This is a genomic window from Streptomyces sp. NPDC096046, assembly GCF_040303285.1.
Lineage (GTDB): Bacteria > Actinomycetota > Actinomycetes > Streptomycetales > Streptomycetaceae > Streptomyces.
In genome coordinates this window covers 158656-173576 of sequence record NZ_JBEOSZ010000011.1, presented here as the reverse complement: position 1 = coordinate 173576, position 14921 = coordinate 158656, and the positions used below count along the sequence as shown (strand labels likewise).

The following is a 14921-nucleotide window of genomic DNA, read 5'->3' as shown; positions in this document are numbered from 1 at the left end:
CCCTCACCGACGTTGTGCCTCATCTTCGAGGTTGCCCTGACTGTCTCTACCATCCCCCACTTGGCTCAGGAGAGTGCACTCGGGGTCGACCATCGGGCCTATCGACGGCACTGAGTGCCGTCAACTTGCTCATCCTGCCCCCTGTGTTCCCCTTCCGGAAGTGTCTTGTGACCTTCACGACTCATTTGATCGATCATTTTTCGTTGAACCGAGCCGGAAGTCGAGTGCCGTGCACCGCCGGCCCGCCGAAACCGTGCGCACCGCCTGGCCGATCGCCCTGCGGGAACCGACGAGGACGACCAACTGCTTGGCTCGGGTGACCGCCGTGTAGAGCAGGTTGCGCTGGAGCATCATCCAGGCGCCCGTGGTGACCGGGATGACGACCGCCGGGTACTCGCTGCCCTGGGAGCGGTGGATCGTCACGGCGTACGCGTGGGCCAGCTCGTCGAGCTCGTCGAACTCGTACGGCACCTCCTCGTCCTCGTCCGTGAGCACCGTCAGGCGCTGGTCGACCGGGTCGAGCGAGGTCACCACGCCGACGGTGCCGTTGAAGACACCGTTCTCGCCCTTCTCGTAATTGTTGCGAATCTGGGTGACCTTGTCTCCGACGCGGAAGACCCGACCGCCGAATCTCTTCTCGGGCAGGTCGGGGCGGCCGGGTGTGACGGCCTGCTGGAGCAGGCCGTTGAGGGTGCCCGCGCCGGCCGGGCCCCGGTGCATGGGTGCGAGGACCTGGACGTCCCGCCGGGGGTCCAGACCGAACTTGGCCGGAATGCGGCGCGCCGCCACGTCCACGGTGAGCCGGCCGGCGGCCTCCGTGTCGTCCTCGACGAAGAGGAAGAAGTCCTTCATTCCGTCGGTGAGCGGGTGATGGCCGGAGTTGATCCGGTGGGCGTTCGTCACCACGCCCGACTGCTGGGCCTGCCGGAAGACCCGGGTGAGACGGACGGCGGGGATGGGACCGCCGTCGGCCAGGAGGTCCCGGAGGACCTCGCCCGCGCCGACGCTGGGCAACTGGTCCACATCCCCCACGAAGAGCAGGTGGGCACCCGGCGGGACCGCCTTGACCAGCTTGTTGGCGAGGAGCAGGTCCAGCATGGACGCCTCGTCGACCACCACCAGGTCGGCGTCCAGCGGGCGCTCCCGGTCGTAGGCCGCGTCGCCGCCGGGCTTGAGCTCCAGCAGGCGGTGCACCGTGGAGGCCTCGGCGCCGGTGAGCTCGGACAGGCGTTTGGCGGCCCGGCCCGTGGGGGCGGCCAGCACGACCTTCGCCTTTCTGGCGCGGGCCAGCTCCACGATCGAGCGGACCGTGAAGGACTTGCCGCAGCCGGGCCCGCCGGTGAGGACGGCGACCTTCTCGGTCAGCGCCAGTTTGACGGCGGCCTCCTGCTCGGGCGCGAGATCGGTGCCCGTGCGCCCCTTGAGCCAGCGCAGGGCCTTCTCCCAGGCCACGGTCCGGAAACCCGGCATGCGGTCCTCGCCGGTGCGCAGGAGGCGCAGCAGTTGGGCGGAGAGGGAGAGTTCGGCGCGGTGGAAGGGGACGAGGTAGATCGCGGTGACGGGCTCACCGCCGTCGGGGCCCGGCACCTTCTCCCGTACGACGCCGGGGTCCTCACCGTCCTCCTGGGGTTCGGCCAGTTCCGCCAGGCATTCGATGACCAAACCCGTGTCGACCTGGAGGAGTTTGACCGCGTCCTTGATCAGCTGCTCCTCCGGGAGGAAGCAGTGCCCCTGGTCGGTGGACTGGGACAGCGCGTACTGCAGGCCCGCCTTGACGCGCTCGGGGCTGTCGTGCGGGATGCCGACGGACTGGGCGATCTTGTCGGCGGTGAGGAAGCCGATGCCCCAGACGTCGGAGGCGAGCCGGTAGGGCTGGTTCTTCACGACCGAGATGGAGGCGTCACCGTACTTCTTGTAGATGCGCACGGCGATGGAGGTGGAGACCTCGACCGTCTGGAGGAAGAGCATGACCTCCTTGATGGCCTTCTGCTCCTCCCAGGCGTCGGCGATCTTCTTGGTGCGCTTGGGGCCGAGCCCGGGAACCTCGACGAGCCGCTTGGGCTCCTCCTCGATGATCCGGAGGGTGTCCATGCCGAAGTGCTGGGTGATCCGGTCGGCGAAGACCGGGCCGATGCCCTTGACCAGGCCGGAGCCGAGATAGCGGCGCATGCCCTGGACGGTGGCCGGGAGGACGGTCGTGTAGTTCTCTACGTGGAACTGCTTTCCGTACTGCGGGTGCGAGCCCCAGCGGCCCTCCATGCGCAGGGACTCGCCGACCTGCGCGCCGAGCAGCGCGCCGACGACGGTGAGCAGGTCGCCGGCGCCCCTGCCGGTGTCGACCCGGGCGACCGTGTAGCCGTTCTCCTCGTTGGCGTACGTGATGCGTTCGAGTACGCCGTCCAATGTGGCCAGTCGCCGCTCGCCCGGCTGGGCGGCCCCCGCCTGATCGGTCATGATCCGACGGTACCGCCCGGGTACGACAGTGCGGCGGGGCGATCCGCCCGGCCACTCTCGCCCAAAGCGACCGATCAGTATGGGGGCCGGGGCTCACTTTTCACCGTGGATTCACAGGAGAGCAAGAAGCTTTACAGTTCAAGCATTCGTCTTGGCCCCTTTTCGATTCTCTGCCGTGGAAGAATTCAGGAGTTCATAAAGAGGGGGCGGACTCGATTCCGGAGCGACCGTGATGCCGATGCGTCCCCATGGCGAGAGCGCCCCCAGACGCGGGCACACGACGGGCACGCTCCTCGTGTGGCTGTGCACCGTCGGTACGTTGACGCTGCTCGCGGTGGCTCCGGTGCTGTCCGGGGAGCACGCGATCGTGGCTCCGGGCTCCCCCGGGCCGAACCGGAACACCCCCGGCCCTCCCCCGCCGCTCCCGGTACCCGTGCCGCAATTCCGCCCTTCCCCCAGCCCGGGACCGGGCTGATTTCCCCCCGCCCCACTCATCACCCCGCCCCGAACGACGACGAGGAACGATGTCGCCCCAGGTTCAGAGTGTCGCCCTGTGGATCATGTCCCTGGCCATCAACGTCACGGCGGTGTGCGCGGGGATCGTGTGGGGCTGGGAGGCCTTCACGCAGTTCCTGCTCCCGGCGTTCGGGTCGGTGGTGGGAGCGTCGATGGTGAGCTACAGCCTGCGGCGCTGAGGGCGCCGCCGACCGGGGCGTGCGCCCTGCGCGGCCCGTCGTGACCGCCCCGGCCCGGGGCCCTCGAGAACCCGGTGAGAAATTCTCGCTCCGCCGTGCAACCCTTTCTGCCCTCAAGGGGTCGTACTGGGCGTCAGGGCTTCTGGAGGGGGGATCCGGGGGGATCGCGGGGTTCTGGCGGGAGGGGAAAACCCGAGGGGGCCCGGTCGACGGACCGGGCCCCCTCGAAACCGCTCATACGCCCTTCGCGGACATCAGAAGAAGACGCCGCACCTCAGCAGGACGTTCGCGTACGGCCGTGCCTCGCCCGTGCGGACGATCAGCCGGGCCCCCGCCGACAGCTCCTTGAGCCCCTCGTGCGGGACGAGATCCAGCCCGGGGAAGTGTCTCTCCAGCAGCGCCGACGCCTCCGGGTTGGCCTGCCGCAGCTCCCGCGCCGCCGTCGCCCCCTCGACCACCAGCTCGGCCAGCAGCCCGTCCAGCACCTCGGCGAACGCCGGCACACCGGCCCGGAAGGCCAGGTCCACCACCCGGGGCCCCTCGGGGATGGGCATGCCCGCGTCGCACACCAGCACCCCGTCGCCGTGGCCGAGTTCGGCCAGCGCGCCGGCGAGGTGACGGTTCAGTATTCCGGCCTTCTTCATGAGCCGGCGACCTCCGCCGCCGTCGGGAAGGACGCCTGCGCGCCCTCCTTCGTCACGGTCACGGCACCCACCCGCGCCGCGTACGACGCCGCCTCCGCCAGCGACGCGCCCGCGCCCAGCCGCCAGGCCAGCGCGGCGGTGAAGGAGTCGCCCGCCCCCGTCGTGTCCACCGCGTGCACCTTCACGGCCGGAACGCGCGAGACGCCCGCCGCCGACGCCACCAGGGCACCCTGTTCGCCCAGCGTCACCACCACCGACTTCGGGCCCTTGGCGAGGAGGATCCGCGCCCAGTCCTCGGGGGTGTCCCCGACGGCCGAGTCGCCCAGGATCACCTTCGCCTCGTGCTCGTTCACGATCAGCGGGTCGCAGGCCGCCAGCACCTCCGACGGGAGAGGGCGCGGCGGCGAGGGGTTGAGGACGAAACGGCTCTCCGGCGCCAGGTTCCGCACGACCTCCACCACCGTCTCCAGCGGGATCTCCAACTGCGCCGACACCACCCGGGAGCTGTGGAAGAGGCACCCGGCGGCGGCCACGTCCTGCGGGGTGAGGCGGCCGTTGGCGCCGGGCGAGACGACGATGCTGTTGTCGCCGGACGGGTCGACCGTGATCAGGGCTACCCCGGTCGGCGCACCGCCCACCAGGACACCCACCGTGTCGACACCCGCCTCGCGCAGCGAGTCCAGCAGCAGCCGGCCGTGCGCGTCGTCGCCGACCCGGGCCAGCAGCGCCGTACGGGCGCCGAGTCTGGCGGCCGCGACCGCCTGGTTCGCGCCCTTGCCGCCCGGGTGGACGGCCAGGTCGGAGCCGAGCACGGTCTCACCGGCCGCGGGCCGGCGCTCCACTCCGATTACCAGGTCGGCGTTGGCCGACCCCACGACCAGGAGGTCGTAGTCGTACATCCGTTGTCTCCCCATGTTGAGTGACATGGGCGGGCGGCCACCGCACGCCGTGCGCGACCGCCCGCCGTTCCCCGAGGTCAGCCGCTGAAGCCGGCCACGTTCTCCTTGGTGACCACCTTCACCGGCACCTTCACCGTCTCCTCGACCTTCTCGCCCTTCAGGGCCCGCAGGGCGTTGTCCACGGCGATCCTCCCGAGCTGGGACGGCTGCTGCGCCACGGACGCGTACAGCGTGCCGCCCTCCACGGCCTTCAGTCCGTCAGGCGTGCCGTCGAAGCCCACGACCGAGACCGACGTGCCGGCCTTGGAACCCAGCGCCTTGATCGCGCCGAGGGCCATCTCGTCGTTGGCGGCGATGACACCCTGGACGTCCGGGTGGGCCTGGAGCAGGTTCGACATCACGTCGAGGCCCTTGGTGCGGTCGAAGTCGGCGGGCTGCTGGGCCACGACCCGGATGCCCGGGAAGGCCTTGAGGCCGTTCGCGAAGCCCTGCGCGCGCTCCCGGGCCGCGGACGTGCCGGCCTGGCCCTGGAGGATCACGATCTTGCCCTTGCCGCCCAGCTTGTCGGCGATGGTCTTGGCGGCGAGTTCGCCGCCGGCGACGTTGTCGGAGGCGACCAGGGCGTCCACCGGTGCCTTGTTGACGCCCCGGTCGACCGCGATGACCGGGATCTTCGCCTGGTCTGCGGCCTGGACGGAGTTGCTCGCGGCGTCCGAGTCCACCGGGTTGACGATGATCGCGCCGAGGCCGGAACTGGTGAAGTTCTGCAGCTGGTTGGCCTGCTGGGAGGCGTCGTTCTGGGCGTCGGTGACGGTCAGGTCCACGCCCCGCTTCTTCGCCTCGGCCTGGGCGCCGGCCCGGATCTGCACGAAGAAGGGGTTGTTGAGGGTCGACAGCGACAGACCCACCTTCGGGCTGCTCGTGGCGGAGGAGCCGCTGTGCAGGAAGGACGTGGCGCCGACGATCGCGACGGTGACCACGGCCGCGAGCCCGTACGTCGCCGTCTGCCTGCCCTTGCCTCCGGAGGACGCACCGGCCACCGGGGTCGCCCCCGCCTTGCGCCGCAGCGTGTCGAACAGCACCGCCAGCGCGATGACGACACCGATGACGACCTGCTGCCAGAACGCCGAGACGTTCATCAGGTTCAGCCCGTTGCGCAGCACGGCCAGGATCAGGGCGCCGATGAGGGTGCCGGACGCCTTGCCGGTGCCGCCCGCGAGGGAGGCGCCGCCGATGACGACGGCGGCGATCGCGTCCAGCTCGTAGCCGTCGGCGGCCTGGGGCTGCGCGGAGGAGAGCCGGGCGGCGAGCACGACACCGGCGACGGCGGCGAACACGCCGGAGAAGGCGTAGATGGCGAGCTTCTGTCGCTTCACGCGCAGGCCGGACAGCCGCGCGGCCTCCTCGTTGCCGCCGATCGCGTACATGGAGCGGCCGATGTAGGTCCGGCCGAGCACGAGGGCGGCGATCAGGCCCATCACGACCATCACCAGGACCGGCACCGGCAGCCAGCCGCCGAGCGTGTCGCCGAGGTGGGAGACGGAGTCGGGGAAGGCGATCGGGGAGCCTTCGGAGATCACCAGGGACAGGCCGCGGGCCACGGACAGCATGGCCAGCGTGGCGATGAACGGCGGCAGCTTGCCGTAGGAGATCAGGATGCCGTTGACCAGGCCGCAGACGATGCCCGTCGCTATGGCCAGGAGCACGGCGAGGAAGACCGGGACGCCCGCCGAGGTGGCGCTCCAGGCGAGGACCGTGGCGGACAGGGCGGCGACCGAGCCGACCGACAGGTCGATGCCCGCGGAGACGATCACGACGGTGACGCCGAAGGCGAGGATGGCGGTCACGGCCGCCTGCACGCCGACGTTGAGCAGGTTGTCCGTCGTCAGGAAGTCGCCGGACAGCGCCGACATCGCGATGACGAGGACGATGAGCGCGGTGAGCGCGCCGTTGTCGAGCAGGAGGCGGCGCAGGCCTCCCGAGGCGCCGCCCGCGCCCGTCGTGCTCTTGAGCGTGTCAGTGGCCACGGGAGGCCTCCGTTCCGGTCGTGTTCGTGGTCGTCGGGGTGCTGACGGCGAGTGCCATCACGGCGTCCTGGGTCGCCTCGGCGGCGGAGAGTTCACCGGCGATCCGGCCCTGGGCCATCACCAGCACCCGGTCGCTCATGCCGAGCACCTCGGGAAGGTCGCTGGAGATCATCAGGACGGCCGCGCCGGCGGCGGTGAGTTCGTTGACGAGCTGATAGATCTCGACCTTGGCGCCGACGTCGATGCCGCGCGTCGGCTCGTCGAGGATCAGCACCTTGGTGTCGGCCAGCAGCCACTTGCCGATGACGACCTTCTGCTGGTTGCCGCCGGAGAGGGTGCGCACGTGCTGGCCGAGGCCCGCCATCCGCACGCCGAGCCGCCGGGCGATGCGTTCGGCCGCCCGGCGCCGGCCCTTGAGGTCGACGAGGCCCGCGCGTGTGGCCGACCGCAGGGTCACCAGGCCGAGGTTCTCCTCGACCGAGGCGTCCAGCACCAGGCCCTGGCCCTTGCGGTCCTCGGGGACGAGTCCGATGCCCGCGGTCATCGCCGCGTTGATGTCGTACTTGGCGACCGGGGCACCGGAGACCTTCACGGTGCCCCGGTCGTAGGCGTCGGCCCCGAAGACCGCCCGGACGACCTCGGTGCGCCCGGCGCCGACCAGTCCGGCGATGCCGACCACCTCACCGGCGTGCACCTCGAAACCGATGTCGTGGAAGACGCCGTCCCGGGTGAGCCCCTCGACGGACAGCAGGGCGGCGCCGCGGTCGGCCCGCTCGCGCGGGTACTGCTGCTCGATGGAGCGACCGACCATGAGCCGGACGAGCTCGTCCTCGGGCGTGGAGGCGGGGACCTGCCCGACGCTCTTGCCGTCCCGGATGACCGTCACCCGGTCGCCGAGTGCGGCGATCTCCTCCAGGTGGTGGGTGATGAAGACGATGCCGACGCCGTCCTCGCGCAGCGTGCGCACGATCGCGAAGAGCTTGTCGACCTCCTCGGAGGTGAGCACGGCGGTCGGCTCGTCCATGATCAGCACGCGGGCGTCCAGGCTGAGCGCCTTGGCGATCTCGACCATCTGCAGGCGCGCGATGCCGAGTTCACGGACCCGCGTGCGGGGGGAGACGCTCACGCCGACCCGCTTCAGCAGGACCTCGGCGTCGGCCTCCATGCGCCTCCGGTCGATCATCCCGAACCGGCGCGGCTGGCGTCCGAGGAAGATGTTCTCGGCGACCGTGAGGTCGGGTACCAGGTTGAACTCCTGGTAGATGGTGGCGATCCCGAGCCGCTCGGAGTCCTGCGCGCCCTGGATGCGCGTCTCCTCGCCGCCGACCAGGATCCGCCCGGCGTCGGGGGTGTAGGCGCCGGAGAGCATCTTGATGAGGGTGCTCTTGCCCGCGCCGTTCTCACCGAGCAGCACGTGCACCTCGCCCCGGCGCAGGTCGAAGTCGACGCCGTCCAGCGCGACCACGCCCGGGAAGGTCTTGCGTATGCCCTCGATGCGCAGCAACTCGTCCGCGTCGCTCACGTCGTGCTCCTTTGCGCTGGGGTGGGGTCCTCGCCGCACGAGCGGCGTACGACGAGACGGGCGGGGAGGGTGACGGACTCGCCGGGCCGTCCCTCGATGCGGTCGACCAGGGCCCGTACGGCGGCCCGGCCCAGCTCGCCCGTGGGCTGGGCGATCGCGGTGATCGGCGGATCGGTGTGCACGAACCACCGGATGTCGTCGAACGCGGCCAGCGCGAGGTCGTCCGGCACCCGCAGGCCACGCGCCCGTACGGCGTCCAGCGCGCCGAGCGCCATCAGGTTGTCGGCGGCGAAGACGGCCTCGGGCGGCTCGGCCAGGTCGAGGAAGCCCTCGGTGACCAGGCGGCCGCTCTCGGCCTGGAAGTCGCCCTGCCCTATGTAGGCGTCGGGCAGTTCGAGCCCGTACGCGCCGAGCGCCTCCCGGAAGACCTCGACGCGCTCGCGGCCGGTCGTGGTGGCCGCCGGACCCGCGATGATGGCGAGCCGCCGGTGCCCCAGCCCGTGCAGATGCGCCACGAGGTCCCGTACGGCGCTCCGCCCGTCCGCCCGCACCACCGGCACGTCCACGCCCGGGATCCACCGGTCCACGAACACCATGGGCGTCCCGGCCCGCACGGCGTCCAGCATCAGCGGCGAGCCGCCGTCCGTGGGCGAGACGAGCAGCCCGTCGATGCGCCGGTCCAGCAGGTTCCGTACGTGGTGGTCCTGGAGGTCCGGCCGCTCGTCGGCGTTGCCGATGATGACGCTGTAGCCGAGTGCGCGGGCCTCCTCCTCGACGGAGCGTGCCAGCTCGGTGAAGTACGGGTTCAGTACGTCGCTGATGACCAGGCCGAGGGTGTGGGTCTGGTCGGTGCGCAGGGAGCGGGCGACGGCGTTCGGGCGGTAGCCCAGGGTCTCGACGGCGGCCAGCACGCGCGTGCGCGCGTCGGCGCTGACCGACGGATGGTCGTTCAGGACGCGCGAGACCGTGGCGACGGAGACGCCTGCCTCGGCAGCGACGTCCTTGATGCTGGCCACCGCCGCTCCACCTCCTTGTGGATCAGTCGTGGGGAGCGCCGGGTGAGCGCTCGTGGAATCGATTACACCGACGGGTGCATGGAATCGATTACACGCATCCGAATCAAGCCCCCGGCGGCACCTCTTGACCGGATCGTGATGTCGCGGGCGGCTTCCCGGAGGTCCAGGCTGGAAGGAGAGGTTCGTTTCACGGCGAGCGGAGGAGCCATGACGGCGGCGACCCGGAACGACGTGCCCGTCGCCCTCGAAGGCGACGGAGTGGAACTGCGCATCAAGCCCATCGGCGGCGGCCTGTCGGTCGGCTACCTCACCCTGCCCCGGGGCACGGACATGGGCCCGGCCCTCAAGGGCCTGCCGGACGACGCCTGCCAGTGCCCGCACTGGGGCTATCTGCTCAAGGGCCGGATCAGGATGCGCACGGCCGCGGGCGAGGAGGAGTACGAGGCAGGACAGGCGTACTACTGGGGCCCCGGCCATGTGCCGGTCGCGCTGGAGGACAGCGAGCTGGTGGAGTTCTCGCCGAGTGAGGACTTCCAGCAGGTGATCGACCACGTGGTGGCACAGGCCCCGTGAGGTGGTGGGGGATTTCCCGGGCACCGATGAGTTTCGGCGGCCGAGCGGTCCATCCCTCATCGATCACAGGAGGAGCCCGTGTCGCAGCTGCTGCGCGTGCAGAATTTCAGCGTCTCGAGTGACGGATTCGGTGCCGGTGAGGGCCAGAGCCTGGAGCGGCCGTTCGGCCATGCCGATCCCGGCACGATGTTCGCCTGGGCCGTGGCGACCGCGAGCTGGCCGAACCGCACCGACCCCGGAGGCAGCCGCGGCCTCGACGACCACCTGGTGCGCGACTTCCACCACAACATCGGCGCCGAGATCATGGGCCGCAACAAGTTCGGCCCGCAGCGCGGCCCTTGGCAGGACCACGCGTGGCAGGGCTGGTGGGGCGAGGAGCCGCCGTTCCACACGCCGGTGTTCGTCATGACCCACCACGAGCGCCCCTCGTTCACCCTCTCCGACACGACGTTCCACTTCGTCGGCGGGGATCCGGCCGAGGTCCTCGCCCGGGCGCGCGAGGCGGCCGGGGGCAAGGACGTCCGGCTCGGCGGTGGGGCCACGACCGTCCGGCAGTTCCTGGACGCCGATCTCGTCGACACGCTGCACGTGGCGGTCTCGCCCGATGTGGTGCTCGGGTCCGGCTCACGGCTGTGGGAGTCCCCCGAGGAACTGTTCGACCGCTTCCACTGCGATGTCGTGCCGAGCCCGAGCGGGGTGACGCACCACCTGTTCTGGCGGAAGTAGCGTAGCGGCGGCTCAGTCGTCCTTGCCCCAGTCCAGGCGGTCGGCGAGCGCGGCGGCGGCGAAGGCGGCCGCCAGTTCGTCGCGGCCTTCGGTGAAGTGGGCCCAGCTGTCGTAGTGGACGGGCACCACACGGCGGGCGCCGAGGAGCCGCGCGGCCTCGGCGGCCATCGCGCTGTCCAGGACGATGACCCGGTTGCCGAAGAGCACGGGAAAGCGGGGAGCACCGGCGAAGAGCACGGCGGTGTCGACGGGGCCGAAACGGCCGGCGATCTCGCGGACCGCGTCGAGTGAGGCGTTGTCGCCGCTGACGTAGACGGTGGGCAGGCCCTCAGTCGCGCGCCCCGCCGGTCATGCGTTCGCCTCCGCGATCAGGTAGGGGCGCACCAGTCGGTTGTCCTCGCCCCGGAGCGGACGCTCGTCGGGTCGGCGGCGGGCCACCGCGCACACGTACGGCCGCGAGGGCGGTGCCGCCGACCGCCGACGCCTGCCGCGGGGCGGGAAGAGGAAGCGGAGGAACGGTTCGAGGAGCCGGACAATGAGGTCTGCCACGTCTGTCTGCCTCTTCCAGACGGGCAACTTGATGGACGACCCGGCCCTGGTGAGCGCCTGTCAGACCGCTTACGCTCTGGCTCTGAGCGACGCGTTGTCGCAGCAGGAGTCACTGGCTCTCGTCAGGGCGGCAGCGGAGGATCATGCACATGATCGGCAGTGAGCACATCGCCCTCACCGGCTGGTACAAGTCCAGCTACAGCGGCGGCGATCAAGGCGAGTGCCTCGAAGTCGCCCCCGGCCACCCCGACGTCCCGGTGCGGGACAGCAAGGCCGCCCACGGCCCCGCCCTGGTCTTCTCACGAAGCGGCTGGACGGCGTTCGTCACCGCCGTCAAGGACGGGCACCTCACGGGCTGAGCAGGCGGCAAGCCCAGCGCCCGCCGAGCGATCCCGGGCGTCGGTTCCTCACCGGCCGGGAAGCGGGCGCGGTCACACCGCTGCTCCTGTGGGGCATCGCGTACGGCGCCGTACCCCCCGCAGGGGATGTCCGCTCCGCTGCCCGCTGACGCGTCACGCCGAGTCGTTCAGCAGCCTGCTCAGGTGCTCACGCCCCGGCTCCAGCAGGTCCGGCAGGGGCGCCGCCTCCTCGTACCAGCGCTTCTCGTACTCCCAGCACAGCCAGCCGTCCCAGCCGTGGCGGGAGAGGACCTCGACGCACTCGGCCAGTGGGAGGACGCCCGCGCCGAGGGCCAGAGGTGTCGTGTCCTCGACGGAGGCGATGTCCTTGACCTGGACGTAGCCGAGGTGGGGGGAGAGTGCCGCGTGGGTCTCGGAGGGCTGTTCGCCGCCGAGCCAGGTTTGCATCACGTCCCAGAGGGCGCCGACCTGGCGGTGGCCGACGAGGCCCAGGATCCGCATCGCGTCGGCGGCGGTGCGGTGCGAGTCGTGGGTTTCGAGAAGGATGCGCACGCCCAGGTCATTGGCGTGTTCGGCGGCCGTGCCCAGTCGGCGGGCCGCCGTCGCGTCGGCCTCTTCGGGGGTCTGGACGTCGAGGTCGCCGCCGGGGAAGACCCGCACGTACGGGGCTCCCAGGTCGTGGGCCAGATCCAGGAGGGCGCGGATCTCGGCCAGGACGGGCTCGTCGTCGCCCGGCGCGGCGACCCGTGTGTAACCCGCCAGGCTGAGGAGCTCTACGCCCGCCCCCTTGAACTCGGCCGCGACGTCCGCCCGTTCGGCCGGGCCGAGGCCGGTGTGAACCGGTTCCTCGGGATGGGTGCGCAGCTCCACGCCGTGGTAGCCGTGCGTGGTCGCGAGCCGCAGGACGTCGGGCAGGGGCAGGCCAGGGACACCGAGGGTGGAGAACGCCAGCTTCATGTGGACGGAATCTACCCGGCACCCCCGCCTGTGACTCCCCTCCGCCCCCCGGGTGTTGCGTGAAGATCCAGTCACCGGTCCTGACCGGTCGGATCCTGCCAGGGCACCTGCGACCAGGACGGGACGGCGCGAGCAGGCCATGGCCGATGAGTTTTCGCGTGTTACGCGGTCATGAAGGGTGTTCGTGCGTCGCAGCCGCGAGTGGTGTGGCAGCGTGCACCGACGGAACCCGCGAGAACCCGACACGTGAGACCGAGGAACCCGACATGCGCACCCTGATCAGCACCGCTTTCATCTCGCTCGACGGCGTCGTGGAGGCCCCGGGCGGCGAGCCCGGTTACCGGAACTCCGGGTGGACCTTCAAGGACGTCGAGTTCCTTCCCGAGGCCTTCGAGATCAAGGACCGGGAGCAGAAGGAGGCCACCGCGATGATGATGGGCCGCACCAGCTATGAGGCGTTCAGCCCGGTGTGGCCCGGCATGGAGGATTTCGCCGACTACAACGTGATGCCGAAGTACGTCGTCTCCACCACCCTCACCGAAGGCGACCTGGTGTCGAACTGGGGCGAGACGACGATCCTGCGCTCGCTCGACGACGTCGCCGCGCTGAAGGAGACCGAGGGCGGTCCGATCATCATCCACGGCAGCGCCTCCCTGAACCGGGCCCTCTCCGACGCCGGCCTGATCGACCGCTACCACCTGCTCGTCTTTCCGCTCCTGCTCGGGGCGGGCAAGCGGCTCTTCAGCGCCACGGACAAGGACACCCAGAAGCTGCGGCTCGTCGAGCACGAGGCCTACGCCAACGGGCTGCAAAAGAACGTCTTCGACGTCGTTCGCTGACGAGGCCCCCGCACTCGTCCCGCTGTCGCGCCCCCGGACGTGGCTCCCGCCGGAGGGGTCCGCTCGGCGGACGCCGGATCACATGAGGACGCGTTCCGGGGTTGCGGTCGGCGGTCGGGACCTCCACCCGGCCCCACTTGCCCCGGCGGCGGCCCGGAAGCGGGGGCACGGACCGGCAGTGGATGCCCAAGGCGGTGCGGACCGTGCCCGGCGCCCTCGCGGCAGTCCTGCCCCCGCACGGACCCGGCACCGATGCCGGGCACCGGTCGGGCCGGAGCGTCGGCCTTCGCGGCACCCGGCCCCGCGTTCCCCGCGTCGAATCATTCCGCGGCCCGATCGACGACCGGCCGTCGCACCACGGCACCTCAAGAAGACCCAGGCACCTGAAGAAGATCCAGGCACCTCAAGAAGGCCGCGGCACCCCGGAGGACCCCCGCACCATCAGCTCCCCCCGCACCGACGCGATCCCCCCGGGCGGCGCCTCCTCCCGGCCCATGGCGATCCGTCCGGCCCGGGCCCCGGCCTCCGCCAGTGGCAGCCGCACCGTCGTCAGCGACGGCACCGCGTCGATGCTGAACGGCAGATCGTCGAAGCCGGCCACCGACACGTCCTCCGGGATCCGCAGGCCCGACTCGCGCAGGGCCGCGCACGCCCCCAGCGCGACGGAGTCGTTCGCCGCGACGACCGCCGTCAGCGACGGGTCGCGCCGCAGCAGTTCCAGCGTCGCCTCGTAGCCGGACCGCCGGTCGTAGCGCCCGTGCACCGTCCAGCGGGGGTCCTCCTCGATCCCGTGCGCGGCCAGCGCGGCCCGGTGTCCTTCGAGCCGGTGCCGCGTGGTGGTCCGCTCCTCGGGGCCGGCGATGTAGCCGAGCCGCCGGTGCCCGAGCCCGATGAGGTGCTCGGTCAGTTCCTGCCCACCGCCGCGGTTGTCGAAGGTCAGCGCGATCGCCCCGGTCTCCGGCGCGGGCGGCCGCCCGCACAGCACCACCCGCGTCCCGGCGTCGGCCAGTCTCCGTACCTTCGCGTCCATCGCCGCCTGGTGCGTCGCGTCCTCGATCGCTCCGCCGGTCAGCACCACGGCCGCGGCGCGCTGCCGTTGCAGCAGCGTGAGGTAGGTCAGCTCCCGCTCGGGGGAGCCGCCCGTGTTGCAGACCACCGCGAGTCTCTCCCCGCCCGCACGGCCGCCCGGCCCGCCGATCTCGGCCTGGATCGCGCTCGCCATGATCCCGAAGAAGGGGTCGGCGATGTCGTTCACCAGGATCCCGACCAGGTCGGAGGTGGCGGCGGCCAGGGCGCTCGCGGGCCCGTTGAGCACGTAGTCCAGCTCGTCCACGGCCTTCAGCACCCGTTCGCGGGTGGAGGCCGCCACGGGGTAGTTCCCGTTCAGCACGCGCGACACCGTCGCGGGCGAGACCTGCGCGCGGGCCGCCACGTCCGCCAGGGTCACCGTCATCTCGTCGTCCTCCGGTCGCGCATCTCGTCTCCGCCCTCGTACACACCCAGACCACTGGCCATGGTTCCGCGCGGAGCAGCAGGTCGACCGCCTCTGCTCCGACGAACCCATGGCCATGGTTCCGAGCAGACCTTAAGCCCCCGACCCCGCGTTGTTCGCCCCCTCGAACAACTCGTCCTGGTCACGGTCTTGTCCGGACCGCCGTTCA

Annotated in this window: 14 protein-coding genes and 1 pseudogene; 5 read left to right on the top strand and 10 right to left on the bottom strand. The window is 71.2% G+C overall.

The annotated features are described in order from the left end of the window. Nucleotides 1–174: 174 nt before the first annotated feature. Nucleotides 175–2454 (bottom strand): SF1B family DNA helicase RecD2, encoded by a 2280-nt coding sequence (gene recD2, locus ABTX62_RS13210; protein WP_352116248.1) that lies wholly within the window; start codon nt 2452–2454, stop codon nt 175–177. A gap of 524 nt (nt 2455–2978) precedes the next feature. On the opposite strand from recD2, the gene ABTX62_RS13205 reads away from it, so the two are divergent. Then, entirely contained in the window at nt 2979–3149 is a 171-nt protein-coding gene (locus ABTX62_RS13205) for a hypothetical protein (RefSeq protein WP_352116247.1), read from the top strand. 254 nt (nt 3150–3403) lie between these two features. Here the strand turns inward: ABTX62_RS13205 and rbsD are convergent, their stop codons facing one another. From rbsD to ABTX62_RS13180, 5 genes are all read right to left on the bottom strand, one after another. Then, nucleotides 3404–3793 carry a D-ribose pyranase gene (gene rbsD / locus ABTX62_RS13200; protein WP_352116246.1) on the bottom strand — a complete coding sequence of 130 codons (390 nt, stop codon included), beginning with the start codon at nt 3791–3793 and terminating at the stop codon, nt 3404–3406. Next, entirely contained in the window at nt 3790–4692 is a 903-nt protein-coding gene (gene rbsK / locus ABTX62_RS13195) for a ribokinase (protein WP_352116245.1), read from the bottom strand. Before rbsK ends, rbsD begins: the two co-directional genes overlap by 4 nt. Before the next feature lie 77 nt (nt 4693–4769). Next, nucleotides 4770–6719 (bottom strand): ABC transporter permease/substrate-binding protein, encoded by a 1950-nt coding sequence (locus tag ABTX62_RS13190; RefSeq protein WP_352116244.1) that lies wholly within the window; start codon nt 6717–6719, stop codon nt 4770–4772. After that, the gene (locus ABTX62_RS13185; RefSeq protein WP_352116243.1) at nt 6709–8241 is read right to left on the bottom strand and encodes a sugar ABC transporter ATP-binding protein; all 1533 of its coding nucleotides are present in this window, start codon (nt 8239–8241) and stop codon (nt 6709–6711) included. Before ABTX62_RS13185 ends, ABTX62_RS13190 begins: the two co-directional genes overlap by 11 nt. Continuing rightward, nucleotides 8238–9257, bottom strand: a complete 1020-nt coding sequence (locus tag ABTX62_RS13180; RefSeq protein ID WP_352116242.1) for a LacI family DNA-binding transcriptional regulator — start codon at nt 9255–9257, stop codon at nt 8238–8240. Before ABTX62_RS13180 ends, ABTX62_RS13185 begins: the two co-directional genes overlap by 4 nt. A gap of 207 nt (nt 9258–9464) precedes the next feature. Here ABTX62_RS13180 and ABTX62_RS13175 point away from each other — a divergent pair, with 207 nt between their 5' ends. Next, nucleotides 9465–9830, top strand: a complete 366-nt coding sequence (locus ABTX62_RS13175; protein ID WP_352116241.1) for a cupin domain-containing protein — start codon at nt 9465–9467, stop codon at nt 9828–9830. Between the two features lie 78 nt (nt 9831–9908). Then, nucleotides 9909–10556: a dihydrofolate reductase family protein gene (locus tag ABTX62_RS13170; RefSeq protein ID WP_352116240.1), complete on the top strand. Its 648-nt coding sequence runs from the start codon at nt 9909–9911 to the stop codon at nt 10554–10556. Nucleotides 10557–10568: 12 nt separating this feature from the next. Here the strand turns inward: ABTX62_RS13170 and ABTX62_RS13165 are convergent. Together ABTX62_RS13165 and ABTX62_RS13160 are read right to left on the bottom strand one after the other, a co-directional pair. Then, a pseudogene (locus ABTX62_RS13165) lies at nt 10569–10886 on the bottom strand (MBL fold metallo-hydrolase); the annotation flags it as partial. Nucleotides 10887–10904: 18 nt separating this feature from the next. Further along, the gene (locus ABTX62_RS13160; RefSeq protein WP_352116239.1) at nt 10905–11105 is read right to left on the bottom strand and encodes a hypothetical protein; all 201 of its coding nucleotides are present in this window, start codon (nt 11103–11105) and stop codon (nt 10905–10907) included. A gap of 149 nt (nt 11106–11254) precedes the next feature. Between ABTX62_RS13160 and ABTX62_RS13150 the strand changes: the two genes are divergently transcribed. After that, complete coding sequence (locus ABTX62_RS13150) at nt 11255–11464, top strand: DUF397 domain-containing protein (RefSeq protein ID WP_502997943.1); 210 nt, start codon at nt 11255–11257, stop codon at nt 11462–11464. Between the two features lie 153 nt (nt 11465–11617). Here ABTX62_RS13150 and ABTX62_RS13145 read toward each other — a convergent pair whose 3' ends face one another. Beyond that, a complete protein-coding gene (locus tag ABTX62_RS13145) occupies nt 11618–12421 on the bottom strand; it encodes a sugar phosphate isomerase/epimerase family protein (protein WP_352116237.1) in 804 nt (267 codons plus the stop codon). 266 nt (nt 12422–12687) lie between these two features. Here ABTX62_RS13145 and ABTX62_RS13140 point away from each other — a divergent pair, with 266 nt between their 5' ends. Continuing rightward, nucleotides 12688–13260 carry a dihydrofolate reductase family protein gene (locus tag ABTX62_RS13140; protein ID WP_352116236.1) on the top strand — a complete coding sequence of 191 codons (573 nt, stop codon included), beginning with the start codon at nt 12688–12690 and terminating at the stop codon, nt 13258–13260. A 403-nt stretch (nt 13261–13663) separates the two neighbouring features. Here the strand turns inward: ABTX62_RS13140 and ABTX62_RS13135 are convergent, their stop codons facing one another. Further along, the gene (locus tag ABTX62_RS13135) at nt 13664–14713 is read right to left on the bottom strand and encodes a LacI family DNA-binding transcriptional regulator (protein ID WP_352116235.1); all 1050 of its coding nucleotides are present in this window, start codon (nt 14711–14713) and stop codon (nt 13664–13666) included. Nucleotides 14714–14921 lie beyond the last annotated feature (208 nt).